Annotated in this window: 16 protein-coding genes and 1 pseudogene; 7 read left to right on the top strand and 10 right to left on the bottom strand. The window is 73.6% G+C overall.

Going from position 1 to position 23,981, the window contains the following annotated elements; genetic code table 11:
- Window positions 1–260: 260 nt before the first annotated feature.
- Entirely contained in the window at window positions 261–650 is a 390-nt protein-coding gene (locus ACFYM0_RS01565; RefSeq protein ID WP_388495480.1) for an RNA-binding S4 domain-containing protein, read from the bottom strand.
- Between the two features lie 149 nt (window positions 651–799).
- Between ACFYM0_RS01565 and ACFYM0_RS01560 the strand changes: the two genes are divergently transcribed.
- The 3 genes from ACFYM0_RS01560 (at window position 800) to ACFYM0_RS01550 (ending at window position 4,335) form a co-directional block, all read left to right on the top strand.
- Window positions 800–1,195 carry a molybdopterin-binding protein gene (locus ACFYM0_RS01560; RefSeq protein WP_388495478.1) on the top strand — a complete coding sequence of 132 codons (396 nt, stop codon included), beginning with the start codon at window positions 800–802 and terminating at the stop codon, window positions 1,193–1,195.
- 173 nt (window positions 1,196–1,368) lie between these two features.
- The gene (gene modA, locus ACFYM0_RS01555) at window positions 1,369–2,187 is read left to right on the top strand and encodes a molybdate ABC transporter substrate-binding protein (RefSeq protein WP_388495477.1); all 819 of its coding nucleotides are present in this window, start codon (window positions 1,369–1,371) and stop codon (window positions 2,185–2,187) included.
- A gap of 153 nt (window positions 2,188–2,340) precedes the next feature.
- A complete protein-coding gene (locus ACFYM0_RS01550) occupies window positions 2,341–4,335 on the top strand; it encodes an ABC transporter permease (RefSeq protein ID WP_388495475.1) in 1,995 nt (664 codons plus the stop codon).
- Between the two features lie 21 nt (window positions 4,336–4,356).
- On the opposite strand, the gene ACFYM0_RS01545 is transcribed toward ACFYM0_RS01550, so the two are convergent.
- The 4 genes from ACFYM0_RS01545 to ACFYM0_RS01530 all read right to left on the bottom strand — a co-directional run bounded on the left by ACFYM0_RS01545 (window position 4,357) and on the right by ACFYM0_RS01530 (window position 12,478).
- A complete protein-coding gene (locus ACFYM0_RS01545) occupies window positions 4,357–6,747 on the bottom strand; it encodes an ATP-binding cassette domain-containing protein (protein WP_388495472.1) in 2,391 nt (796 codons plus the stop codon).
- A gap of 114 nt (window positions 6,748–6,861) precedes the next feature.
- Entirely contained in the window at window positions 6,862–7,278 is a 417-nt protein-coding gene (locus ACFYM0_RS01540; RefSeq protein ID WP_388495471.1) for a VOC family protein, read from the bottom strand.
- 55 nt (window positions 7,279–7,333) lie between these two features.
- A complete protein-coding gene (locus ACFYM0_RS01535) occupies window positions 7,334–10,234 on the bottom strand; it encodes a phosphodiester glycosidase family protein (protein ID WP_388495469.1) in 2,901 nt (966 codons plus the stop codon).
- A gap of 186 nt (window positions 10,235–10,420) precedes the next feature.
- Window positions 10,421–12,478 carry a SpoIIE family protein phosphatase gene (locus tag ACFYM0_RS01530; protein ID WP_388495833.1) on the bottom strand — a complete coding sequence of 686 codons (2,058 nt, stop codon included), beginning with the start codon at window positions 12,476–12,478 and terminating at the stop codon, window positions 10,421–10,423.
- Window positions 12,479–13,053: 575 nt separating this feature from the next.
- Between ACFYM0_RS01530 and ACFYM0_RS01525 the strand changes: the two genes are divergently transcribed.
- Together ACFYM0_RS01525 and ACFYM0_RS01520 are read left to right on the top strand one after the other, a co-directional pair.
- A complete protein-coding gene (locus ACFYM0_RS01525; RefSeq protein WP_388495467.1) occupies window positions 13,054–14,175 on the top strand; it encodes an SPFH domain-containing protein in 1,122 nt (373 codons plus the stop codon).
- A gap of 29 nt (window positions 14,176–14,204) precedes the next feature.
- Window positions 14,205–15,125, top strand: a complete 921-nt coding sequence (locus tag ACFYM0_RS01520) for a C40 family peptidase (protein ID WP_388495466.1) — start codon at window positions 14,205–14,207, stop codon at window positions 15,123–15,125.
- Window positions 15,126–15,615: 490 nt separating this feature from the next.
- Here the strand turns inward: ACFYM0_RS01520 and ACFYM0_RS01515 are convergent.
- Window positions 15,616–16,848: pseudogene (locus ACFYM0_RS01515) on the bottom strand (DUF6777 domain-containing protein); the annotation flags it as partial.
- 400 nt (window positions 16,849–17,248) lie between these two features.
- On the opposite strand from ACFYM0_RS01515, the gene ACFYM0_RS01510 reads away from it, so the two are divergent.
- Together ACFYM0_RS01510 and ACFYM0_RS01505 are read left to right on the top strand one after the other, a co-directional pair.
- Complete coding sequence (locus tag ACFYM0_RS01510; protein ID WP_388495465.1) at window positions 17,249–18,568, top strand: streptophobe family protein; 1,320 nt, start codon at window positions 17,249–17,251, stop codon at window positions 18,566–18,568.
- Between the two features lie 86 nt (window positions 18,569–18,654).
- Window positions 18,655–19,044, top strand: a complete 390-nt coding sequence (locus tag ACFYM0_RS01505; RefSeq protein WP_388495463.1) for a hypothetical protein — start codon at window positions 18,655–18,657, stop codon at window positions 19,042–19,044.
- Window positions 19,045–19,083: 39 nt separating this feature from the next.
- On the opposite strand, the gene ACFYM0_RS01500 is transcribed toward ACFYM0_RS01505, so the two are convergent.
- From ACFYM0_RS01500 to ACFYM0_RS01485, 4 genes are all read right to left on the bottom strand, one after another.
- The gene (locus tag ACFYM0_RS01500; protein WP_388495462.1) at window positions 19,084–19,872 is read right to left on the bottom strand and encodes an alpha/beta fold hydrolase; all 789 of its coding nucleotides are present in this window, start codon (window positions 19,870–19,872) and stop codon (window positions 19,084–19,086) included.
- 74 nt (window positions 19,873–19,946) lie between these two features.
- Complete coding sequence (locus tag ACFYM0_RS01495) at window positions 19,947–20,933, bottom strand: serine/threonine-protein kinase (protein WP_388495460.1); 987 nt, start codon at window positions 20,931–20,933, stop codon at window positions 19,947–19,949.
- Window positions 20,933–21,568: a hypothetical protein gene (locus tag ACFYM0_RS01490; protein ID WP_388495458.1), complete on the bottom strand. Its 636-nt coding sequence runs from the start codon at window positions 21,566–21,568 to the stop codon at window positions 20,933–20,935. The genes ACFYM0_RS01495 and ACFYM0_RS01490 overlap by 1 nt, the downstream gene beginning before the upstream one ends.
- Window positions 21,569–21,573: 5 nt before the next feature.
- Entirely contained in the window at window positions 21,574–23,922 is a 2,349-nt protein-coding gene (locus ACFYM0_RS01485; RefSeq protein ID WP_388495457.1) for an FHA domain-containing protein, read from the bottom strand.
- Between the last annotated feature and the right edge of the window lie 59 nt (window positions 23,923–23,981).

Raw genomic sequence — 23,981 nt, 5'->3', positions numbered from 1 at the left:
TCCAGCTGTCACCAGCGCGTGAACCCCTCGTGAACCGGAAATCTCGCCACCGGGCGCGTCCGGGCAGCCAGAAGGGACCCTTTGTGGGGAGAACTGCCGCAATCGCTTGCAGAAATTTTCTCCACGGAGACGGGCGCCGGCCTCGGGCAGACGCGAGCCGCGCTCAAGATAGGTCAATAAGTCGACACCGACGATGCACCGCCCCGGCGAAGAACGGCAGCGGGGGCCGCGCGGGCCAGGCAAGATCCGAAAGAGACGGCCTAGCGGCCGCCGCGCAGGTTTTCGATCTCGCGGCGTTCGCGCTTCGTCGGGCGGCCCGCGCCGCGGTCGCGGATGCCGACCACCGCCGCCTCCACCGGGGTCGGCGGCGGCGGGCTGTTGTCCGTCAGGCATTCCGCGGCGGCCGGGGCGCCGACCCGCTTGGAGACGGGGCGCCTCACGACCACGATGCGCTCGCGTCCCGCGTGGAAGAGGCGCACCTCGTCCCCGGCCCGCACCGCCTGGGCCGGCTTCGCGCGCTCCCCGTTGACGCGCACGTGTCCCGCCCGGCACGCCGTGGCGGCGATCGCCCGCGTCTTCGTCAGCCGGACCGACCAGATCCACACGTCGACCCGCGCCGACCCCGCACCCGCGGTTCCCTCTTCAGCCATGCCCCGACTTTAGCGAGGCGAGCAGGGCGGGGCCGAGTCCGTGGAAACGGAAGGGTTTTTGGCGGTTACGACAAGTGCGGTGGTATCTGCCATGGATATCATCCCAATGGAATTGCAAATGCGGTACACGTGCCCCTACCTTGTCGCACATGCAGTCCTACACCATCGGTCAGGCGGCCCGTCTTCTGGGCGTCAGCCCGGATACGGCACGCCGCTGGGCCGACGCCGGCCGCGTCGCGACCCACCGCGACGAGAGCGGTCGCCGGCTGATCGACGGCCGCGCCCTGGCCGCCTTCTCCGTCGAGGTGGCACAAGGGGCGTACGCCGAGGACGGCGAGACCTACACCTCGGCGCGCAACGCCTTCCCCGGGATCGTGACCGCCGTCAAGCTCGGCGACGTGGCCGCCCAGGTCGAGATCCAGGCCGGTCCGCACCGCCTGGTCTCCCTGCTCACCCGGGAGGCCGTCGACGAGCTCGGGCTGGAGGTCGGCATGCGGGCCACCGCCCGCGTGAAGTCCACCAGCGTGCACATCGACCGCGCCTGACCCCGCGCCGGAACCGCTCGGTTCAGTACCGCTCGGCACCACCCCGTTCACACAACGTTCCACCCCGCTCAGTACGACGCGTCCCCACCCGCTCCGCCCGTCACCGGCGCGGGTCACCACCGCGCGGATCCGGCACCAGGCCGGCCGCCGACCCGACCGAGGAGCACCAGCTCATGTCCCCGATCCTGCCCCTGAACCGCCGTACCGCCGCGCTCGCCCTCTCCGCCGCCCTGCTCGCGCCGGCGCTCGCCGCCTGCGGCAGCAGCGACGACAAGAAGGACGGGGCCGCCGCCTCCCCGAGCGCCTCCGCGTCCGCCGAGGCCAAGGCCGCGAACCTGACGGTGCTCGCCGCCTCCTCCCTCACCGACGTCTTCAAGGCCGCCGGCGCCGCGTACGAGAAGGCGCACCCGGGCACCAAGGTCACCTTCTCCTTCGCCGGTTCGCAGGAGCTCGCCGCGCAGGTCAAGCAGGGCGCCCCGGCCGACGCGCTGGTCACCGCCGACACCAAGACCATGGACGGCCTGAAGGCCGAGACCAACGACCCGGCGATCATCGCCAAGAACCGTCTGGTCATCGCCACCGGCAAGGGCAACCCGTTCAAGGTCGCCGGTCTCAAGGACCTCGCCGACACCAAGCTCAAGGTCGTGCTGGCCGCGCCCGAGGTCCCGGTCGGCCGCTACAGCAAGCAGATCCTCGACGCCCAGAAGATCGAGGTGAAGCCGGTCTCCCAGGAGCCCAACGTCCGCGCCGTACTGAGCAAGGTCGAGCTGGGCGAGGCCGACGCCGGCCTCGTCTACAAGACCGACACCCTCAAGTCCGGTGACAAGGTCGCCGTCGTGGAGATCCCGGACGCCGAGAACGCCGTGGCCTCGTACCCGGCCGCCTCGCTCAAGGGTTCCAAGAACGCCGAGGCCGCGGCCGCGTTCGTGGCCTGGCTGAGCACCCCGGAGGCCCAGAAGATCCTCCAGGACGCGGGCTTCCAGAAGGCGTGACCGCCTCAAGGGTCCGGTGACGGAGGGGGACTGCCCGGTCCGGGGGGACGGGCAGTCCCTCTCCGTTTGACGTCCGCCGCATTACGCTTCAGACGCCGCCCAGGCGTCCCGACATCCCCGGTGGCGTCCCGACATCCCCGGCCAGGAACCCACATGAGCAGACTCCGTACCCGCCGCGCCCGGCCCCCCGTGGCGCTGGCGCTCCCCGCGCTGCTCGCCGTGGCGTTCCTGCTGATGCCGCTCGTCGGCATCCTCACCCGCACCCAATGGAGCGATCTCGGCGCGCACCTCACCAGCCCCGGTGTGGTCGAAGCGCTCCGGCTCTCCCTGGTCGTGTCCCTGTGGGCGCTCGGCTTGTCCCTCCTCCTCGGGGTGCCGCTCGCCTGGCTGCTGGCCCGTGTCGAGTTCAAGGGCAAGGCGCTGGTGCGCTCGCTGGTCCTGCTCCCCATGGTGCTGCCGCCCACGGTCGGCGGTGTGGCCCTGCTGCTCGGTTTCGGCCGGCGCGGGCTGCTCGGACCCTGGCTGGAGGGCACCTTCGGCATCACGCTGCCCTTCCACACCTCCGGTGCGGTCGTCGCGGCCACCTTCGTCGCGATGCCCTTCCTCGTGATCAGCCTGGAGGGCGCGCTCGCCGGGCTCAAGCCGAGCTACGAGGAGACCGCCGCGTCCCTCGGCTCCACGCCGCTGCGCGTGTTCTTCACCGTGACGCTGCCGATGGTGGCCCCGGGCCTGGTCGCCGGAGCCGCGCTGACCTGGGCGCGGGCGCTCGGCGAGTTCGGTGCCACCATCACCTTCGCGGGCAACCTCCCGGGCACCACCCAGACCCTCCCGCTCCAGGTCTACCTGCTGCTCCAGGACGCGCCCGAGGCCGCCACCTCCGTGTCCCTGCTGCTGCTCGCGATCGCCATGGCCGTACTCATCGCCCTGCGCGGGAGATGGACGGGAACCCCCGTCGCCCGCAAGGACGGCGGTGCGCCGGTGGTCGCCGAGGAAGCCGCCGGCCCCGATCCCGTGGGCCCCGTACCACCCGGGGCTCCGCTCTCCCCCGCCTCCCCGGCGCCCCGGCCCACGGAACCGGCCCAGCAGGCGGACGGGACTTCCGCCGACGGCGGGCACTGGCCGCTGCACGCCACCGTCACCGGTTTCAACGAGCTCACCCTCGATGCCGAACCCGGCACCACCATCGCCGTCGTCGGCGAGAACGGCGCCGGCAAGACCACCCTGCTGCGCGCCCTGCTCGGCCTGACCCCCCGCGCCCATGCCGAGCTGCGGCTCGGCGACGCCGATGTGACCGGCCTGCCCCCGCACCGGCGTCAGGTCGCCTGGGTCCCCCAGGACGGAGCGCTGTTCCCGCACCTGAGCGCGCTCGCCAACACCTCGTACGGGCTGCGCGCCCGCCGGGTGCCCCGGGCCGCGGCCCGGGCCGAGGCGCAGGCCTGGCTGGACCGGCTCGGCGTCGGGCACCTCGCCCACCGCAAGCCCGCCCAGCTCTCCGGCGGGCAGGCCCAGCGGGTGGCACTGGCCCGCGCGCTGGCCGCCCGGCCCCGGCTGCTGCTGCTGGACGAGCCGCTCGCCGCCCTGGACCAGACCACCCGCGCCCGGGTCCGGCACACCCTGCGCACGCACCTGGCGGGCTTCGGCGGGGTCTGCCTCATCGTCACGCACGACCCCGTCGAGGCGGTGTCCCTGGCCGACCGTGTCCTCGTGCTCTCCGACGGGCGGACCCTGCAGGACGCCCCGCCCGCCGAGGTGACCCGCCACCCGCGCTCCCCGTGGGTGGCGCGGATGCTGGGCCGCAACGCCTGGCCCGGCACGGCCTCGGCCGACGGGCTGGAACTCGCTGCCGGGGGCCGCCTGGTGGTGGCCGAGGCGCTGCCCGCGGGGGCACAGGCGCTGGCGATCATCGCCCCCGAGGCGGTGTCCGTGCACCGGGACCGCCCGGGCGGCAGCCCCCGTAACGTCTGGCCCGGCACCGTACGGGAGATCACCTCGGTCGGCAGCCGCCTGCGCGTGCTGATCGGCTCGGACCGGGCGCCCGACCTGGTCGCGGAGATCACCCCCGAGGCCGCCGCCGAACTGGGAATCGTCGACGGCGCCGCGGTGTGGACCAGCGTGAAGGCGACCGAGGTCACCCTCGTCCGGCTCTAGCGTCCGGGCCCGGCGCCCGGCCTAGGCGCCCACGTAGGTCGCCAGGTGTTCGCCGGTGAGGGTGGCGCGTCCCTCGACGAGGGCGGCGGGGGTGCCCTCGAAGACGATCCGGCCGCCGTCGTGACCGGCGCCGGGGCCCAGGTCGATGATCCAGTCGGCGTGCGCCATGACCGCCTGGTGGTGTTCGACCACGATCACCGACTTGCCGGAGTCGACGAGGCGGTCGAGCAGGCCGAGGAGCTGCTCGACGTCGGCGAGGTGCAGGCCGGCGGTCGGCTCGTCGAGTACGTAGACCCCGCCCTTGTCCGCCATGTGCGTGGCCAGCTTGAGCCGCTGCCGCTCGCCGCCGGAGAGGGTGGTCAGCGGCTGGCCGAGGCTGACGTAGCCCAGGCCCACGTCCGCGAGCCGTTCCAGGATCTTGTGCGCGGCCGGGGTGCGCGCCTCGCCGGCGCCGAAGAACTCGGTGGCCTCGGTGACCGGCATCGCGAGGACCTCGCTGATGTCGCGGCCGCCGAGGTGGTGTTCCAGGACCGAGGCGTGGAAGCGCTTGCCCTCGCACTCCTCGCAGGTGGTGGAGACACCGGCCATCATCGCCAGGTCGGTGTAGACGACCCCCGCGCCGTTGCAACCGGGGCAGGCGCCCTCGGAGTTGGCGCTGAACAGGGCCGGCTTCACCCCGTTGGCCTTGGCGAAGGCCTTGCGGATCGGGTCGAGCAAGCCGGTGTAGGTGGCCGGGTTGCTGCGCCGGGAGCCGCGGATCGCGCCCTGGTCGACCGAGACCACGCCCTCGCTCGCGGGGATCGAGCCGTGGACGAGGGAGCTCTTGCCGGAGCCGGCGACTCCGGTGACCACGACGAGGACCCCGAGCGGTACGTCGACGTCGACGCCCCGCAGGTTGTGCGTCTTGGCGCCGCGGATCTCCAGCTTTCCGCTGGGCGTGCGCACCGTCTCCTTGAGGCTCGCGCGGTCGCCGAAGTGCCGGCCGGTGATGGTGTCGCCCGCCCGCAGCCCCTCGACGGTGCCTTCGAAGCAGATGGTGCCGCCGCCCTGGCCCGCGCCGGGGCCGAGGTCGACGACGTGGTCGGCGATCGCGATCGTCTCCGGCTTGTGCTCCACGACGAGCACCGTGTTGCCCTTGTCCCGCAGCCGCAGCAGGAGGCGGTTCATCTGCTGGATGTCGTGGGGGTGCAGGCCGACGGTGGGCTCGTCGAAGACGTAGGTGACGTCGGTGAGCGAGGAGCCCAGGTGGCGGATCATCTTGACGCGCTGGGCCTCGCCGCCCGACAGCGTGCCCGAGGGCCGGTCCAGCGAGAGGTAGCCGAGCCCGATCTCCACGAACGAGTCGAGGGTCTGGCGGAGCGTGGCCAGGAGCGGGGCCACCGAGGGCTCGTCGAGGTCGCGGACCCATTTCGCCAGGTCGCTGATCTGCATGGCGCAGGCGTCGGCGATGCTGATCTTCTTGATCTTCGAGGACCGGGCCCCCTCGCTGAGGCGGGTGCCCTGGCAGTCGGGACAGACGCTGAAGGTCACCGCGCGCTTCACGAACGCCCGGATGTGCGGCTGCAGCGCCTCGACGTCCTTGGACAGCATCGACTTCTGGAGCTTCGGGATGATGCCTTCGTAGGTGAGGTTGATCCCCTCGACCTTGATCTTGGTCGGCTCCCTGTGGAGCAGGTCGCTCAGCTCGCGCTTGGTGTACTTGCGGATCGGCTTGTCCATGTCGAAGAAGCCGGAGCCGCTGAAGATGCGGCCGTACCAGCCGTCCATCGTGTAGCCGGGGATCGTGAGGGCGCCCTCACCGAGCGACTTGGTGTCGTCGTACAGCGCGGTGAGGTCGATGTCGTTGACCGAGCCCCGGCCCTCGCAGCGCGGGCACATGCCGCCGGTGATGCTGAAGCTGCGCTGCTCCTTCACGGTCTGGCCGCTGCGCTCCAAGGTGACCGAGCCGGCCCCGCTGATCGAGGCCACGTTGAAGGAGAAGGCCTTGGGCGAGCCGATGTGCGGCTTTCCGAGCCGGCTGAAGAGGATGCGCAGCATCGCGTTCGCGTCGGTGGCGGTGCCCACCGTCGAGCGGGGGTCGGAGCCCATCCGCTGCTGGTCGACGGTGATGACGGTGGTCAGGCCGTCGAGGACGTCCACCTCGGGCCGTGCCAGGGTCGGCATGAAGCCCTGCACGAAGGCGCTGTAGGTCTCGTTGATCAGCCGCTGCGACTCGGCGGCGATCGTGTCGAAGACCAGGGAGCTCTTGCCCGAGCCGGACACGCCGGTGAAGACCGTGAGCCGGCGCTTGGGGATCTCGACGCTGACGTCCTTGAGGTTGTTCACGCGCGCACCGTGTACGCGGATCAGGTCGTGGACGTCGGCGGCGTGCGGCTCGGGTGACTGCGTGCCCGTCCTCGTGACCTTGCTCATCGTCTCTCCATACTGTTGGGCTGACGCCGCCTTCGCGGTCGCGGCAACGCTCCCCTGTCTACCCGATCGGCGGTGTCCTCCGGGAGCGGCGCCAGGTAGGAGGGGCGGTGGATCTCAGCTCTTGCGGGGCTGGTGGAACCGGATCATGTTTCCGGCCGGGTCGCGGAAGGCGCAGTCACGGACGCCGTACGGCTGGTCGATCGGCTCCTGGAGGACGTCACCGCCGGCGGCCCGGATGCGTTCGAAGGTGGCGTCGCAGTCGTCGGTGCTGAAGATGACTCCGCGCAGCAGACCCTTGGCCAGCAGTTCCGCCATGGCCTCCCGGTCGGCGGACGAGACGTTCGGGTTCGCGACGGGCGGTTCGAGGACGATGTCGACATCGGGCTGCGCGGGCGAACCGAGGGTCACCCAGCGCATCCCCTCGAAGCCGACGTCGCCGCGGACCTCCAGACCGAGGACGTCCCGGTAGAAGGGGACCGCCGTGTCGTGGTCGTCGACGGCGATGAAGCACTGCGAAAGGTTGATGTCCATGGGTTTCACGCTAGGTGCGGGTGGGCGGCCGGTGCTTCTCCGTTCCTGACCGCCTTCACCGGCTGCCGGCCGGCAGTACGGAGAGCCAGTCGCCCGTGGCGAAGGCGTCGGCGCCGATCACGGTCCGGCCGGTGCGCGGGGCCGCGACGGTGAGCACGCCCTCGGTGCGGCCGGCCGCGAACCGGGGGGCGCCGACGGTGATGACCACGGCCCGTTTGCCGGTGGCCCGGCGGAACTCCGCCAGGAGCCGCAGGCGCAGGGCGGCCTCCTTGCGGTCGACGGCCTGCGGCGCGTACGGCTCTACGACGGCCAGCGCGCCCGTGCCCGGCTCCCGGGCGGCCGTCGCCAGGGCCGCGCGCAGGGCCGTGATCCGGTCGAGCCCACCGCCGGCGAGGGTGCGGCGCGTGGAGCCGAGCGGCAGGAACCGTACGCCGCGGTGCACGAAGGCGGGGCGGCCCGTGCCGGTCAGCGCGAAGTCGACGGCCCCGGTCCGGGCGGAGACCGCCCCCGGGGTTGCGGCGGAGACCGCGGCCGCCCGGGCTCCGGCGGGAGCGACCGCGAACCGCCAGGGCCGGGCGTTCACCCGGGCCGGCGTGGCCACGATCGGATCAGGGCCCCCGGCCGCAGGCACGACCCCGGTCGGCGGCGTCCGCGCCGCCAGGGTGTCCAGCAGCAGCCGCGGGGCGGCGGGCGTGGCTTCGGCGGGGGCCCTGGCCCCGGCCGGGGCCTTGGCGCGGGTGACCGCGGCAGCCGTGGCCGCGAGCCGGGTCACGGCGAACGGCCGCTCCGCCATCGCCGGGAGCGGCAGGTCGATCTCCCGCCAGCCGGTCCAGTCCGCGGCGGGACCGCGCAGGGTGACGGCGGCCCCCTCTCCATCGGTCAGTTCCACCGCGGGCCGGGCCCCGGAGCCGTCGCCGTGCACCCAGAGGGAGAGCGAGCGGGCCAGTTCGGGGACCCGGAGGGGACGGGGCGGGGTCGCCGCGGCGTTCCCGCCCCCGGTGGGCGGTGCGAGGGCGAGCCCCCGGCCGGGACGGCCCTCCCCGGGCGAGGCGCCGGAACCGGTCCAGCGGGCGGCATCCTCCAGATCCGCGAGCGGCACGTCCGACAGGCCCACCCCGAGGGCCAGCCGGGCCGGAGCCAGGGAAGCACCGGAAGTACCGGAGGCTCCCGAAGCGGCCGCCCCGCCCGATGCGCCCGAGGTGCGCGAGACGGCCGGGATCCCCCGTACCGTGGCGCGCAACTCACCCTTCGCGTTCGGGACTCGGGCGGTCACCGTGAATCCGCCGCGCCCGTCCTCGGCCACCTTCCACCGGGAACGGTCGAAGTCGAGCTCCACGTCCCCGGGTTCGACCACGGCGGCGGCGCCCTGCGCGTCGTGCCCGGTCAGGACGAAGCGCGCGGTCTCCCCTTCCTCCGCGAGCCCGATCCGTTCCGGCACGGCGCGGACCCCGGTCAGCTCTCCGAGGACGTCGAGGCGGAGCGCCCCGCGCGCCGGTCCGAGGCCTGCCCGCACCTCCACCGGGCCGGGGCCCGACGCCCGCAGGACCCCGCCGGAATCGATCCGGCCCCGGCCCTGCGGGAGGGACCACGCCGGAGCCGACGGCTGCGCGGACACCGGGCCGAGGGACGTGTCGTAGGGGGTGGCCCTGAGGGTCCGGGCGAGCCCGGGGAAGGCCCGCGCAGCCCCGCCCACGGGCTCGATGCGGTAGCCGGCGGCGAGGCCGGAGCCGGCCGGGGCGGTCAGGACCAGGCCGTTGGGGACCGGGCGCTGCCGGCCGTCGGACGGGGAGTTCTCCACGGTCAGGGCCGTCTCCCCGGTCAGCGCGGCGAGCAGGGTCGAGGAGCCGCCGCCGTCCAGGTTGAGGGCCTCGTGGACGCCGAGCCGGTGCATCAGCCGGCCGAGCGCCGTCAGGGTCAGCCCTCCGCTGTCGCGCTGGCGGCCGTCGACGGTGACCAGGCGGGCCCGGCGCCCGTCGCGGGAGAAGCCGACGGCGGTGCGCGGCGCGGCCGCGTTGTTCGGCTCGCCGTCGTGGTTCTGCGGGACCCCGGCCACCACGAGCGCTTCCCGGCCGCCGACCGCGCTCGCCGGGAGCGGCCCGCCCCCGGCCGCCACCGGGCGGGCCGCCACGGCGACCGCGTCCCCGGCGCGCAGGGCGGCGAGTTCCGGCGCGGCCGCGCCTGCCGCGACCAGCAGGGTGGTGCCGGGTCCGGGACGCTCCCGGCGCACGGGCCCGCGGAGCGCCGTGCGCACGGCCGTGACCCGGCCGTCGCGCAGTTCCACCGCCGGTCCGGACACGGGGAGTCCGTCCGCCGGCCAGTCGGCGGTGTAGGCGGCGAAGCCCTCGGCGGGCGGCCTCGCGGTGTTGAAGCCGGCGAGCGGTCGGATCCGGCCGCCGGGCAGGGTGACGCTCCCGTCGAGGACGAGGCGGAGCACCCGGCCCGGCCCGTCGGCGCCGAAGCCGACGGCCTGGCCGGCGCCGGGCGAGGCCGCGTGCAGCAGCCGGCCCGCGCCGATGCCGGGGCCGAGCGGGGCGCCGGTGCCCCGGATGTCGAAGAAGTCCCCGTTCACGGCGGCGACCACCCGGCGGCCCGGTCCGGCGGGGTGGCGGGCGGCGGAGTCGGCGAGGGTGGCGACGCCCCGGCCGCCGAGGTACTCCGCCCGCACACCGGCACCCCGGCCGGTGTGCGGACCCGTACCCGTGCCCGTACCCGTGCCCGTGCCCGTGCCCGACAGCTGGACGTCGACTTCGTCGATGCGGAGCCACCGGTCGGCTTCGAGCCGGTCGTACGACTCCAGCCGTACCCCGGGGGCGATCTGCCGGGCGGTGCGGGCCGTCTCGATCCCCTCGCCCTTGCCGATCCCGGAGGCATGGGCCTGCGGGGGCGCCGGGACCACGAGCACCGCGGTGAGCAGAGCCGGCAGCATGACGGGCAACAGCGGGCGCAGGGTGGGCATCCAGGCAGGATCATCCCACTCCAGGCATATGAGCGCATGAACACAGCGCGAGTCGGGCGACATCAGCCATTCGCCCGCACCCGCCCGGTGCACCCTCCAGGGCCGCGCCGAAAACGCGGACGGGCCCGCCCAGGGCGCGCGGAGCCCGTACGCGGCCGCTTGGCCGACCCCGCGCCGACCCCGGGCCTACACCGTGTCGGGCTCCGGGGGCGAAGGAGCGGGAGCCGGTACGGCGAACTCGCACCACACGCACTTCCCGCCGCCCCGGGGCTCCACGCCCCAGGCGTCCGCGAGCGTGTCCACCAGCATCAGGCCGCGCCCCGACACCGCCCAGTCGTCGGCCTCCCGGCGCCGCGGCAGGGCACTGCTGGTGTCCTCCACCTCGATCCGGATCCGGCCCTCCGGGGTCAGCCGCATGCTGACCCCGCCGACTCCGTCCGTGTGGACCAGCGCGTTGGTCATCAGCTCGTCCGCCGCCAGCTCGATCTCGTCGGCCACGCCCCACGCACCCCACGCCGCGGCGGCCGCCCGGATCAGGTGCCGGGCCATCGCCGGGGCGTCCGGGTCCCCGGGGGTGAGCCGGTGGCGCAGCGGGCCGCCGCCGCGCGGGAGCGGGGTGCCGCGGCGGCGCAGCAGGAGCAGGGCCATGTCGTCCCCGCCGCCCGAGTCCCCGACCAGGCCGCACAGCACGTCGGCGAGTTCCTCCACGTCCGCCGGCCCGTCCCGGACCGCTTCCATGAGCTCGCGCAGACCGGTTTCTCCGTCCCCGTCGGGCCGTTCGGTCAGACCGTCCGTGCAGAGCAGCAGGGTGTCCCCGGGGTGCAGTTCGAGGGTGGTGACCGGGTATCCCGTACCGGCGGCGCCGGAGGCACCCGGGCCGCCGGAGGCACCCGCACCGGCCTCCCCCGGCTCGCGCGCCGGCAGGCCCAGCGGCAACCCGCCCGCAACCTGCACCCGGTGACAGCTGCCGTCGCCGCGCCGCACCACCGGGTCGAGGTGCCCTGCGCGGACCAGCCGGGCCATGCCGCTGGTGAGGTCGATGTCGGCGTAGGTGCAGGTGGCGAAGCGTTCCGTCTCCAGATCCCGCAGGAAGGCCGAGGCCCGCTCCATGGCCGTGCCGGGCGTGTGCCCCTCGGCGACGTACGCGCGCAGCGCGATGCGCAGCTGGCCCATGACGGCGGCGGCGTCCGTGTCGTGCCCCTCCACGTCGCCGATCATCACGCCGACCCGGCCCTCGTCGAGCGGGACGACGTCGTACCAGTCGCCGCCGATGTCCCGCCCCATCCGGGCGGCCCGGTACCGTACGGCGATCCGCGCCCCCGCCACCTCCGGGATCCGGCGCGGCAGCATCGCCTTCTGGAGGCCCTCGGCGAGGTCGTGTTCCTGCTCGAAGAGGATCGCGCGCTGAAGGCTCTGTGCGATGCCGCTGCCGAGCGCCATCAGTACGTTGCGCTCCTCGGCGTTGAAGTCCCCCTCCCGCGTGTAGAGCAGCCCGAGCGCGCCGACGGGCCTGCCCTGCGCGATCAGGGGCAGATAGACGCCGCTGCGGACGGACAGCGGCTCGATGTACGGCCACAGGTCCGGGTAGCACCGCTGGAACTCCTCGCGGGAGCCGAGGAACACCGGCCGCATCGTCCGTACGGCCTCGCTCAGCGGCAGCGGCGCGTCGATCCGCGTGTACTCGGTCTCCGGTACGTACGCGCCCAGCTGCCCCTCCGCGACGAGGTGGATCCGGCCGCCGTCGACGACGCCGAGCATGACGCTGACCGCGCCGAGGTGGCCGAGGGCCTCGGGGTCCTTGAGGACGTCGGTGACGTCGTTGACGGTGCGGGCGTGCGCCAGGATCGCCGTCGTCCGCTCGACGACCCCGGTCATGCGGCGCCGGCCCTCGTCGCGCTCACCGGCCGCGCCGGGCTCGCCGGGGTCGTGGACGGCGTCGCGGACGATGCCGATGATCCGGTACGGGCGCCCGTGCGGGTCCCGCAGGATGCGGCCCTGGACATGGGTCCAGCCCGGCGCCCCGTCCCGGTCGCGGCTGCGCACGTAGGCCCCGTAGTGAGTGCGGCCGGACTTCAGCGCCTGCGCGATCCGGGCGTCGAGCCGTACCTCCTCGCCGGGCGCGAGTCGGACCCGCAGTCCGGCGGGGGTGCCCGTGAACTCCCCGGGGCGCAGGTCGAGGACCTCGAGGGCGGTGGTGTCCAGAAACATCTGCCCGCTGTCGAGGTCCCAGTCGAAGGTGCCCATGTGGTTGAGCGCGAGGCTCGTGTCCGTCCGGGCAGGCCACTCGACCTGGGGGGTCACTCCCCTTTCGGCCACACCTTCAGGGTCTCACTCTTCGACGGTGCGCGCCGGTCCGCGGGAGCTTGCCTCGGCGGTACGGGGAGGGTGCGGGTTCGCGTACGCGGTGGTCGGTTCCGGCGTGTCGGCGGCGCCCCGCAACCCCTTGTGCGCTGGCGACCGCCCCGGACGCCGAGTACTGGGACGAAAAGGGACCAAAGTCCCGGCCTGTCGCGACTTTCGCCGAATAGGTGACTTGTACGATTTCGCGAAGATCGATCCGTTCGTGATCATCTTTGCTGGCGTCAGGAACCCCCTGGAACGGGACCGTTGGCGCCCACGGCTGTGTGGGGTGTGGTTTGTCGCAAGCGCCGAAGACGACCGGAGAACCGGCCGAGGCACCGAAGGGAGGGGTGGAAGGCGTGAGGGAAAGGGTGGTGGAAGGGGTGGTGGAAGCAGGGACGGAAAGGGCGGAGACAGGGGCGCGGACCCCGGGCCGGATATCCACCTCCCGCACCGACCCCACCCCCCGGAGTCCGGTCGTGCGGCCCTACCGGGACCCGCTCGTCCTCGGCCCGCTCTTCCGCGACGAGGAACAGGCTGCCGCCCCCGCCACGGCCCCCGGCCGCTCCGGCACCCCCGGCCGCCCCCACGGAGGCCGCGGGCCCGCCGAGCCCGAGACCCTCCGGCAGACCGCCGCACACGGGGCGATACCCCGGCCCGCCCGACCGGCGATGGCCGCGCCGGCCACCCCGCGGACTCTCCCCGCCGTGCTCGATCCCGAGCTGACCGAACGCCCCGCGCGGGCCTGTTCCGGCTGGTGGGCCCTGCTCACCGCGGCGCCGGCCACGGCCTGCGCCGCCCTCCTCCCCTGGTTCGAGGAGATCCGCCTCTCCACTTCGCCCACCGAGGTCTGGCCCCTGGCCCTCGTCGTCTGGTGCGCGCTCCTCACCCTCGCCGCGCTCTGCGGACTGCGGCGCGGCCGCGCCGGCCAGGCCTGGTCGCTGACCCTGTTCGGCCGCTACCACGGCACGGTCCGGCGTACCGGCCTCTTCTGGTCGAACCCGCTGCCCCGGCACACCCGCGTCGATGTACGGCTGCGCCACTGGCGCAGCGAGCCGCTGTGCGTCGTGGACTCCGAGGGCACCGCGCTGCGGTCCGTGGTCCTCGTCGTATGGCGGGTCAGGGACACCGCCCGCGCACTGCTGGCGGTCGACGACCACACCGCGTACCTGGGCGGGCAGGTGGAGTCCGCCACAGCCCGGGTGCTCTCCCGAATGCCCGCCGACTCCTTCGGCCCCGGACCGGGCGGACCGGCCGCACCGGAAACCCTGCGCGACACCGAGGCCGTCGGCGACGAGCTGACCCAGCTGCTCGCCGCCGAGTGCAAGGCCGTCGGCGTCGAAGTCTTCTCCGCCCGGCCGCTGCACGTCGAATACGCACCGGAGGTCGCCGCCGCGATGCAGCGCCGCCGGATCGCCTCGATCGACGCCCGGCACCGGGACTCCGTCCTGACCTCCGTGCTCGACGCCGTCGACGACACCGTTCACCGGATGTCGGACCGCGGGCTCGTGAGCCTGGACGACTACGAACGCAAGGCCCTGGTCAAGGACTTGACCGTGGCCTTCTACACCGCGCGCGGCCCTGCCGCCGACGCCCTGTGAAAACACCCCCGATGGATAAGGAACCATGCATGCGCACGCCCGAGTTCACCGAAGAAATACCCGACAGCTGTGACTGCACCGGCTGCGCGCGCGGCACGACGGCCATGACGGCCGCCGCGGCCCGCCGCCGTCGCTGCACCCTGCGCGGCGCCGTGGTCGCGGCGGTCGGCGCCACGCTGCTGATGGGCACCGGAGTGGGCACCGCGTCCGCCGAACCGGCCCCGGCGCACGCGGGCTGGGACGGCTCGAAGTACTGGTACAAGGACGCGACCGGCTGGTGGCGCTGGACCCAGCACTACAGCAAGTACGTGGCGAACACCGGCCGTTCCTCCGCCGGCGCCTCCTCTTCCTCTTCCTCTTCGTCTTCCTCACCCTCCTCCGTACGCACCTCCGAGCCGACCTTCCGCGGCCGCGCGGGCTGGGACGCGACGGACCGCGTGTACTGGTACAAGGACGGCACCGGCTGGTGGCGCTGGACCCAGCACAAGGCCAAGTACGAGCGCTTCGCCCGCGGCTCCGGCTCCGGCTCCTCATCCGGCTCATCCGGCTCGTCCGGCTCCTCGGGTTCCTCCGGCACCCCCGTTCGCCAGGGCACGGAGGGCGCCATCTCCTTCGCCAACAGCCACCTGGGCGACCCGTACGTCTGGGGCGGCAACGGTCCCCGCGGCTGGGACTGCTCGGGCCTGGTCCAGGCCGCGTACCGCTCCGCGGGCATCAGCCTCCCCCGCGTCGCCTCCGACCAGTACCGGGCCACCACCCCGATCTCCCGCTCCGAACTGCGGCGCGGAGACCTGGTGTTCTGGACCTCGAACGGCAGCGTCTCGGGCATCCACCACGTGGCCGTCTACCTCGGCGGCGGCAAGTACATCGAGGCCCCCCGCCCGGGCAGGCAGGTTCGCGTCTCCAGCTTCAGCGCGTACAACCCGAACCTGTACGGGCGCGTCCGCTAGCAGCCTCCCGCGCACGACGGCAGTACCAGACCTCCCCGAGGGCCGGCGGCCCTCGGGGAGGTCTTCGTTTCGGGCGGGGGCCCTACTGGCCACCGCCGCCGTTGTCCGTACCTCCGTCCTGACCCGCGTCGCCACCGGATCCGGGCTCGATCGGCGAGGGCGAGGGCGGGGGCGGCGGGAGCTGGGGCCGCACCGAGGTCACCGGCGGGGGCGGCGGGGGCGGCGGCGGGACCTCGGGCTGCGGCGAGACGAGCGGCGGGGGTGTCGGCTTCGGCGGCTCAGGCCGCACCGAGGTCACGGGGGGCTCGGGAACCACCGGCGCCGCCGAGGAGACCTTGGGCGGGGCCGGAGACCGTGGTTCCGACGAGCTCCGCGAGGGTGACGGCGCCACCGCGCTCTTCGAGGGCGACACGGACGACGTCGGCGAGCTCGCCCGCCGGTCCGCGGACGGCGAGGTCGAGGCCGACTCGGACACCGAGGCGGACACGGACGGGGACTCCGACGGCGACTCGGACGCGGACTCCGACGGTGACTCCGACCCGGTCACCGATGCGGACACCGACTCCGACGGGGACTCCGAGGCCGACTCCGAGGCCGACTCGGACGGGGACTGCGAGACGGACTCCGAAGGCGAGACCGACTCCGAAGGCGACTGCGAAGGCGATTCGGAGGGGGACTGCGACGGGGACTCGGACGGCGACACCGACGGGGACGGCGAGGTGAACGTCGGCGAGGGGGAAGTGAGCGTCGGGGACGGCGAGGTGAACGTCGGCGACGGCGGCGGGGTGGTGAAGATCGGCGTCGGGATCACCGGCGGCGGGATCGGCCTGTCGTGCCGGCCGTGGTGGTCACCACGGTCGCGCTCGAACCAGCGCCGGTCGTGGTAGTCGTAGATCACGAAGTTGTTCACGATGGTCACGGACGGCGCGATGACCACGACCCGCGAGGGCTGGTACGAGGTCCAAGGCTGCCCGAACCGCTTCGGGTTGGCCTGCAGCGCCACCGGCGGCCCGAGCGGGTTCCCGCAGGCGCAGCGCACCCGGGGCACCCCGCGGTCGTCCACGAGCACCGCGGTCCCGGCCTGGAGCACGGCCTGGTAGCTGGTGGGGGCGCCGTCCCGGTAGCCGTGGTTGGTGACCCGGGTGTCCACCCGGAGCTGGACCGGGGTGAGGGAGCGCAGGTACCCCGGCACGGCCGTCGGCTGGATGCCGAGCGAGGAGGCGAAGGCGGCGTTCTTGGCGGGCTGCGCCGAGAGCACCCGGATCTGCTTCTCGACGTCGCAGCTGGCCACGTTGCTCGTGCCCCCGAACAGCTCCGGCGAAGATCCGCTGACGCTGCGGGTGGCCGTGGTTCCCGTGGCCGAGGGGGCCTTCGACTCGGGCTTCGTCTGCGTCGTCGGGGGCGGCGGGCTCTCGGGCGGGGCCGTGGCGTCCTTGGCGGCGGTGGACTCGGTGAAGGGGTCGGGCCCGGACGCCGCCGCGGGCTGCAGGAAGACCTCGTTTCCCGCGGAGGTGGTGGTGCCCCCGCCGCCGCTGGGCCTGGTCAGGACGACGGCCAGGGTCACGGCGGCGGCAAGGGCGACGATCGTGGTGGCGAGCCGGGGAACCGAGCGCCACCAGGCCTTGTGCGGGGGCTCGGGCGGTCCGGGGGGCACCCCGCTCCCGGATCCTCCGGGAGGGGCGGGCGGCGGAGGTGGCGGGGGGCCTTCACGGCCCCCGGACAGGGGCCCGGAGGGTGGGCCCGTGGGGCGCCCGGACGAAGACGACGGCGGCTGCGAGGGCGGCTGTGACGGCTGTGTCGGCCACGGCGGCTGCTGGCCGGAGGGTTGAGTGGTCACGGGCTCTTCTTCCCAGGCGGAGGGGTTCCGGTCCCCTGTGGACGTTCCGCTGCGGACCCTGCGGCCCTGCGGCCCTGCGGACCTTCCGGGCCCTTGCGGACCCTGCGGACGGTGCTCGGTGGACGTTCCGTTTCGGACGTTCCGTTACGGAAATTTCGTTATGGATGTTCCGTTATGGAACTTCCGCGGATCATCAGCGGAAATCTCCGGATTCAGTGCACTCCTGGCGACCATTGTGTGCGCCGTCCGGGTGGTGGCCGCAAGCGGAGCTGCCTACGGTGGCAGGGTGAGCTCTACAACGGCACCGGCCGCGCGAGCCTGGCGCGACGCCCTCGTCGCGGTCCTGGCAGGTTTCGTGGTCATGGCGGTCGTCGCCTCCGCGGGGCTCGCCCTCGCCGGCGCCGGCGATCTGCCCGGCGGCGCGTTCCCGCACGTGGTGGCCGCCGTCGTGCTGATGGCCGCGGGCGGCTCGGTCGAGGTGACGGGCGGGGCCGGCTTCCTGGCGGGGGCCGACGCGAGCCTGTCCGTACTCCCCCTCTCCGTCAGCCTGGCCGGCGCCCTGACCGCCGGCTGGCTCTTCCTGCGTCCCCTGCACAACCGGGCCGTGGCGGGGACGCGCGAACTGCTCGCCCGCGCCGCGCCCTTGGTGTTCCTCTGGCTGGTGGCGCTGACCGGAATCGCTCTGCTGGCCCGCCGGGACTTCGCGATCTCCACCGGCGATTCGATCATCGGCGACATCGGTGAAGTCCTCGATGCCGGCCCGACGGTGGGCTTCGAGGCCGCGATCCCCGCCACCCTCGGCTTCGGACTGCTCTGGATCCTGGGCCTGTTGCTGATCGCCCTGCTGGTGTCCCGGCGCGCGCCGCTCCCGGCGGGGCTGGTCCGCTTCCACGCGGCGGTGCGGCCGGCGGCGTTCGCCGTGGTCGCGCTCCTCCTGGCGTACGTTGCCGTCGGGGTCGGCGTCGGTCTGGTCGTGGCCGCGACCCAGGGGCACGCGGACCGCACCGTGGCGGTGATCCTGCTGGGCCTGCCCAATCTGGTCTGGCCCGCCCTCACGCTCGGCTTCGGCGGGGCCTGGGAGGGCAAGGCCGAGGGCCCGTTCGGGCTGCCCGTGCCGCAGGTCCTCGACGAGGTGCTGCGCGCCACCGGCCAGGGCTCCGGCTCCGCCTCGGACCTGTCCACCATCGACGTGGCCTCGCTCGCGGAGCGGGACTCCCGGGCCTGGTGGCTGGTCGTACTGGCCGTCGTCCTCCTGCTCGGCGCCGGCGCACTGGCCGCCGCCCGCTCGCCCGCGCACGTCCGCCCCTGGCAGCACGCCCTCCACCTGGCCGTCGCCCTGGCCCTGGCGACCCTGGTGGTCTGCCTGCTGGCCCGGATCGAGGCCCAGTTCGGCCTCTCCCTGCTGGGCCTCGGGGATGTCTCCGACCTCAGCGGGGACGTGGAGCTGAGCCCGCTGCTCTGGCGCACGGTCGGTCTCGGCTTCCTCGCGGGCGCGGTGGCCGGCTTTCTCGGCGCCCTGTTCCCCCGCCGCCGGGGCGGATCCGGCCGCCGAGCCCCCGCCGAATCCGCCGAATCCGCCGACCGCGCCCACCCCACCGACCGCTGACCCGCCGCCCGCCTCTTGCGCCGTTCGAGTGAACAGTCGCAAATCGGCTCATCGGGGGATCGTTTCCGCATGACACGCTCGTCTCCGTGAACATGACCAAAGGCCTGTTCCGGCCGCTTCACGCCGCTGGCCTGATCGCCCTCTCCGCGCTCGCCCTGACCCTCTCCACCGCCCTCCCCACCCAGGCGACCGGCCCCGGTGCCCGCCACCTCTCCGGCGACACCGGCCGCAAGGACGCCTCCGCCCAGGCGGTGTCCGTCAGCACGGTGTTCTGTCCTCGCGGTACGGCCGTGCAGTCCGGCGGGTACTCCACCACCCACTGGGACCACGGCCGCGACGGCACGCTCCGGCACACCCTCCTGGCCTCCCACCCCGTCGTCGACGCGGACGGCCGCAAGGGCTGGTACGCCTCGGCCGCACACGCCGAGGTCACGGCCCACGTCGTGTGCACGCCCGCTCCCGCCAACGACGACTAGAACGAGAACCGGAACGAGAACGAGACCCCGGACACCCGATCACGCACGGGCACGGCAAAACCGGCGGACGGCGTGATTGAACCGCTCCGGTGCCTCGAGATTGCTGACGTGCCCCACGCCGGGGAGCACCACGAGCTCACTGTTCGCCACCGCGTCCTGGAACGCACGGGCGACACTCAACGGTGACCGCACGTCGAGTTCGCCCCAGAGGAGCAGGGTCGGCACGGTGATCGCGGGCAGCAGGTCGCGCTCGTCGGCCCCGGCCATCATGAACAGCTCCGCTCCCATGGTCTGCGGACGCACGTCGTCGGCCATTGCGTCGAGCAACGGCACGAACTCGGCGGGAGGGTCACCGGCGAACAGCCCCGGCAGTGTCGGATCGAACCGCCCCCCGGGCGCGGCGAGCATCCGTTCGGCCCCCTCGACCCGGGCCGCCACCTCCTCCGGAGGCAGCGAGCCCTTCCACCCGGCGTAGGTGTCGGCCAGGATCATCGTCCTGACCAGCTCCGGACGATGGCGATACAGCTCCAGCACGACCGTCCCGCCCCAGGAGAGCCCGGCAACGTGCGCCGGGCCGAGCCGCAGCGCCTCGATCACGGCGGCGAGACAGTGGGCGAAGTCCTCCAGGCTGAAGCCGGCCGGCAGATCGGAGGAACGTCCCGCTCCCGGCTCGTCCCAGGCCACCACGGTGAACTCGTCCTTCAGATCATCGAGTTGCGGCTGCCACATGCGGCCGTCCGCGCCTGCTCCGTGCACGAGAACCAGGGGCGGACCGTGACCCGCGCGCGCGTAGGCCACCTCCACCCCGCCGACCTGCACCGATGCCATGACACCAGGCTAGACGCGGCTGCGGGCGGTGTCGCGGCCGGCCCATCGCCTTGATCACGACCCGGAGACACCCTCTAGAACACCGGCAGGGCCCACCGGGGCGGTGGTGGCGGCGGCCCGTCGGAAGCCGCCCGGGCGGGCGGACGGACGATCGCCGCCGCGCCGGGGCCCGTCCCCTCGCCCGCTCCCGCACGCCGCAGCGCCCCCGTGAACTCCAGGCAGCTTCCCCACCGGTCTTCCGGCGCCTTGGCCAGGGCCCGCGCCAGCACCTCGTCCACCCCCGCCGGCAGGCCCGCCCGCCGGGAGGACACGGCGGGCGGCGGATCGTACTGGTGGGCCCAGAGCAGGGCCATGTCGTCGTCGCGCTGGAACGGCGGGCCTCCGGCCAGGGTCTCGTAGACCACGCACCCCAGGCTGTAGACGTCGCACCGGCCGTCGACCGGCTTCCCGGCGATCTGCTCGGGCGCCACGTAGTCCAGGGTCCCGACGAACTGCCCGACGCTCGTGAACCCGGTCAGCGACAGCGACTTCTTCGTCAGCCCGAAGTCCGTCAGGTAGACGTGCTCGGGGTGTTCGCTGTCCGTACCGCCCGCGACCAGGATGTTGCCCGGTTTCACGTCCCGGTGCACCAGGTCGTGGGCGTGCGCCGCGTCCAGTGCCGAGGCGACCTGACCCGCGATCCGGGCAGCCGCCTCCACCGGCAGCGGGCCCGTCCGGTCCAGCATGGCCCGCAGGTCCTGGCCGGCCACGTACCGCATGGCGATGTAGAGCATCCCGTCGGTCTCCCCCGCCTCGAAGACGGGCACGATGTGCGGGTGGTCGATGGCCGCCGCCACCTTCGACTCGTGAGCGAACCGCTGCCGGAAGACGTCGTTGCGCGCGAGTTCGGGCGCGAGGAGTTTCAACGCGACGGTCCGGTCCAGCCGTACGTCGTGCGCGCGGTAGACGACCGCCATCCCGCCGCGCCCGATCTCGGCCTCCACCACGTACCCGGCGATCCGCCGCCCCCGCAGGTCGGACTCCCGCCCGCGGAACGGCTGCGCACCCGGATGGGAGCCCATCAGCCCGTCTCCGGCCCGGGCAGCTCCACGATCTTCGTGGGTTCGTGCGGAACATCCGGACCGCGCGGAACGTCTCGTACGTCGACACCGCCCTCGGTGTCGGCTTCCTCCGGCGGTGTCTGGGGCGCGGGCGGGGCACCGGGTCCCGCGACGACCGCGTAGGTGGCCAGGCGGCTCCCGTCCCCGTACATCCACCGTCCCGCCGTCTCGTCGTAGAGCCACACGGACTCCCCGTCGACCACGACGCCGACGCGCACTCCGCGCAGGGAGCGCCGGAAGGATTCGGGGTCGGTCCGCCCGGCCGCGAGGTCGGTGACGGCCCGCCGGTAGCGTTCCAGCTCCTCGGTGCAGCGGGCGAGCAGCGGCTGCGGGTCCTCGACGCGCGTCAGCGGCCGCCCGCCGGTCGGCGGGGGCTGCGGCACGGCGAGCAGCAGGCGTCCGTCCACCCAGGCGGACCACCCGTTGGCGCACAGGATCTCCCCCCATTCCCCGCGCCGCGACAGCAGCCGTACGGGGAGGAAGGCGTCGAGCGGGACGGTCGGGCGGGACAGGTCCGGGGTCTCCCACGCGGGCAGGCCGTCCTGCGGGACGATGTGGGTGGGCCGGAAGTCCGCGGCTTGGCCGGGGCTGGTCATCGCGGCTACTTCCGCATGATCGTCGGCTCGTGGCGGCGCAGCACCCGGCCCGTCAGCACGCCGAACAGCACGGCAAGGGCTGCGAGCATCCCGACCTCGATGAGCCACAGGCGGGGCTTGTGGTCGAACAGCGGATCCTGGGTGATCTTGCCGGGCACGATGGCGCCGAGGTCGATGGTGGCCGACATCGCGCCCATGGCCCAGCGGGCCGGCACGAACCAGGCGAACTGTTCGATGACGGGGACCCCGGTGAGTTTCAGCAGGGAGCCGCAGAAGACGACCTGCACGATGGTGAGCAGGACCAGCAGCGGCATGGTGACCTCCTCCTTGGACACCAGGGCGGAGATCAGCAGTCCGAGCACCATGGCGGTGACGGACAGCAGGGCGACGACGAGGGTGATCTCGATGAGCGGTGGCAGGAAGAGGCCCTTGCCGCCGGGGGCGTTGGTCTTGACCCCGGCGAGGCCGACCAGGGTGAGGACCACCGCCTGGGCGATGGTGATGGCGCCGAGGACCACCACCTTGGACATCAGGTAGGCGGACCGGGAGAGTCCCACGGCACGTTCGCGCTGGTAGATGACGCGTTCCTTGACCAGTTCCCGGACGGCGTTGGCGGCTCCGGTCAGGACGCCGCCGACGCACAGGATGAACAGCGCGTTGAGCGCCGTCTCCGCGGTGAGCTCGCTGCCGGCCAGGGCGCGGGCCATGGCGCCCATGACGAACGGCAGGGCGACCATGATGATCAGGAAGGTGCGGTCGGCGCTGAGCACGGCGGCGTAGCGGCGGATCAGGGTGAAGAGCTGCGAACCCCAGCTCTGCGCCTTGGGCGGCGGCTTCGGCGCGACGCCGGCGGCCCGGTCGCCGGCGCCGGCGAGCGGTACCCGGCCGGCGACGTCGACGTATCGGCCGTACAGCGGTGAGGCGCGGTGCTCCCCGGCCCAGTCCCGCTCGCGCTCGTTCTCGAAGGCTTCGAAGGCCTCGGGCCACTGCTCGAAGCCGAAGAAGCCCAGTGCCTCGTCCGGAGGGCCGTAGTAGGCGATGCGGCCGCCGGGTGCGAGGACCAGGAGGCGGTCGCAGACGCTCAGGTTGAGCACGCTGTGGGTGACGACGATGACCGTGCGGCCGTCGTCGGCGAGGCCGCGCAGCATGTTCATCACCGAGCGGTCCATGCCCGGGTCGAGTCCTGAGGTGGGCTCGTCCAGGAAGAGCAGGGAGGGCTTGGTGAGCAGTTCCAGGGCGACGGAGACCCGTTTGCGCTGGCCGCCGGAGAGGCTGTGGATGGGCTGGTCGGCACGCTGCTGGAGGCCGAGTTCGCCGATCACCTCGTCGACCCGGGCCTCGCGTTCTGATTTGGCGGTGTCCTGTGGGAAGCGCAGCTCGGCGGCGTAGACGAGGGCGCGGCGCACGGTGAGCTGCGCGTGCAGGATGTCGTCCTGCGGGACGAGGCCGATGCGGCTGCGCAGTTCGGCGTAGTCCCGGTAGAGGTCGCGGCCGTCGTAGAGGACGGTGCCGTGGTCGGCGGGGCGCAGGCCGGTCAGCGCGCCGAGCAGGGTGGACTTGCCGGCGCCGCTGGGGCCCACCACCGCGAGCAGGGAGGTGGCGCCGACGGGGAAGGAGACGTGGTCGAGGAGGGTCTTGCGGCCCTGGTCGACGGCGACGCCGAGGTCTTGGACGTCGAGGGAGACCTCGCCGGTGTCCACGTACTCCTGCAGCTGGTCTCCGACCAGGCAGAAGGCCGAGTGGCCGATGCCGACGATGTCGCCCTCGCCGATGGCGGCGGCCCCGGCGAGACGGGCACCGTTGAGGTAGGTGCCGTTGTGGCTGCCGAGGTCGGCGATCTCGTACCTGCCGTCGGGGCGGGCGCGCAGTTCGGCGTGGTGGCGGGAGACGACGAGGTCGTTGATGACGAGGTCGTTGTCGGGGCCGCGGCCGATGCGGACGGCGGCCCGGTCGGCCAGCGGGCGGACCGAGGTCGGCTGCCGGAAGGTGCTGGTCATGTCCGGGCGGGAGACCGAGGAGGGCCGGGAGACGGCGGCCGGTTCGGCGAAGCGGACGCGCGGTCCGTCGGCGGCGCTGCCGAAGCGCAGTTCGCTGCCGACGCCGACCGCCCACTCGCGGACGCGGTGGCCGTCGACCCACGTGCCGTTGGTGCTGTCCTCGTCCTCCAGCGTCCAGTGGTCGCCGTCCGGACGCAGCACCGCGTGGTGCCAGGAGACGCGTGCGTCGTCGAGGCAGATCTCGCAGAGGGGGTCCCGGCCGACGTGGTACGTCCGGCGCGGGCTCATCGCGGTGGAGCCCCTGTCCGTTTCCAGGAGGAGCTCTGGCGCGGTCGGCACACCGGGGCGCTGGACCATGGGCCGATTTTCCCACGATCCGGCGCGCCCGGCATAACCGCAGGTCAGACAGGCGTTAT

It is taken from the genome of Streptomyces sp. NPDC006487 (assembly GCF_042870555.1).
Lineage (GTDB): Bacteria > Actinomycetota > Actinomycetes > Streptomycetales > Streptomycetaceae > Streptomyces.
This window is presented reverse-complemented; position numbering and strand designations above follow the sequence as displayed.

Coding starts and splice junctions, on each gene's coding strand:
- ACFYM0_RS01535 (WP_388495469.1), bottom strand. CDS start 10,234: ATGCCCACCCTGCGCCCGCTGTTGCCCGTCATGCTGCCGGCTCTGCTC.
- ACFYM0_RS01540 (WP_388495471.1), bottom strand. CDS start 7,278: ATGGACATCAACCTTTCGCAGTGCTTCATCGCCGTCGACGACCACGAC.
- ACFYM0_RS01490 (WP_388495458.1), bottom strand. CDS start 21,568: ATGACCAGCCCCGGCCAAGCCGCGGACTTCCGGCCCACCCACATCGTC.
- ACFYM0_RS01545 (WP_388495472.1), bottom strand. CDS start 6,747: ATGAGCAAGGTCACGAGGACGGGCACGCAGTCACCCGAGCCGCACGCC.
- ACFYM0_RS01530 (WP_388495833.1), bottom strand. CDS start 12,478: ATGGGCACCTTCGACTGGGACCTCGACAGCGGGCAGATGTTTCTGGAC.
- ACFYM0_RS01560 (WP_388495478.1), top strand. CDS start 800: ATGCAGTCCTACACCATCGGTCAGGCGGCCCGTCTTCTGGGCGTCAGC.
- ACFYM0_RS01520 (WP_388495466.1), top strand. CDS start 14,205: ATGCGCACGCCCGAGTTCACCGAAGAAATACCCGACAGCTGTGACTGC.
- ACFYM0_RS01565 (WP_388495480.1), bottom strand. CDS start 650: ATGGCTGAAGAGGGAACCGCGGGTGCGGGGTCGGCGCGGGTCGACGTG.
- ACFYM0_RS01495 (WP_388495460.1), bottom strand. CDS start 20,933: ATGGGCTCCCATCCGGGTGCGCAGCCGTTCCGCGGGCGGGAGTCCGAC.
- modA (WP_388495477.1), top strand. CDS start 1,369: ATGTCCCCGATCCTGCCCCTGAACCGCCGTACCGCCGCGCTCGCCCTC.
- ACFYM0_RS01500 (WP_388495462.1), bottom strand. CDS start 19,872: ATGGCATCGGTGCAGGTCGGCGGGGTGGAGGTGGCCTACGCGCGCGCG.
- ACFYM0_RS01550 (WP_388495475.1), top strand. CDS start 2,341: ATGAGCAGACTCCGTACCCGCCGCGCCCGGCCCCCCGTGGCGCTGGCG.
- ACFYM0_RS01485 (WP_388495457.1), bottom strand. CDS start 23,922: ATGGTCCAGCGCCCCGGTGTGCCGACCGCGCCAGAGCTCCTCCTGGAA.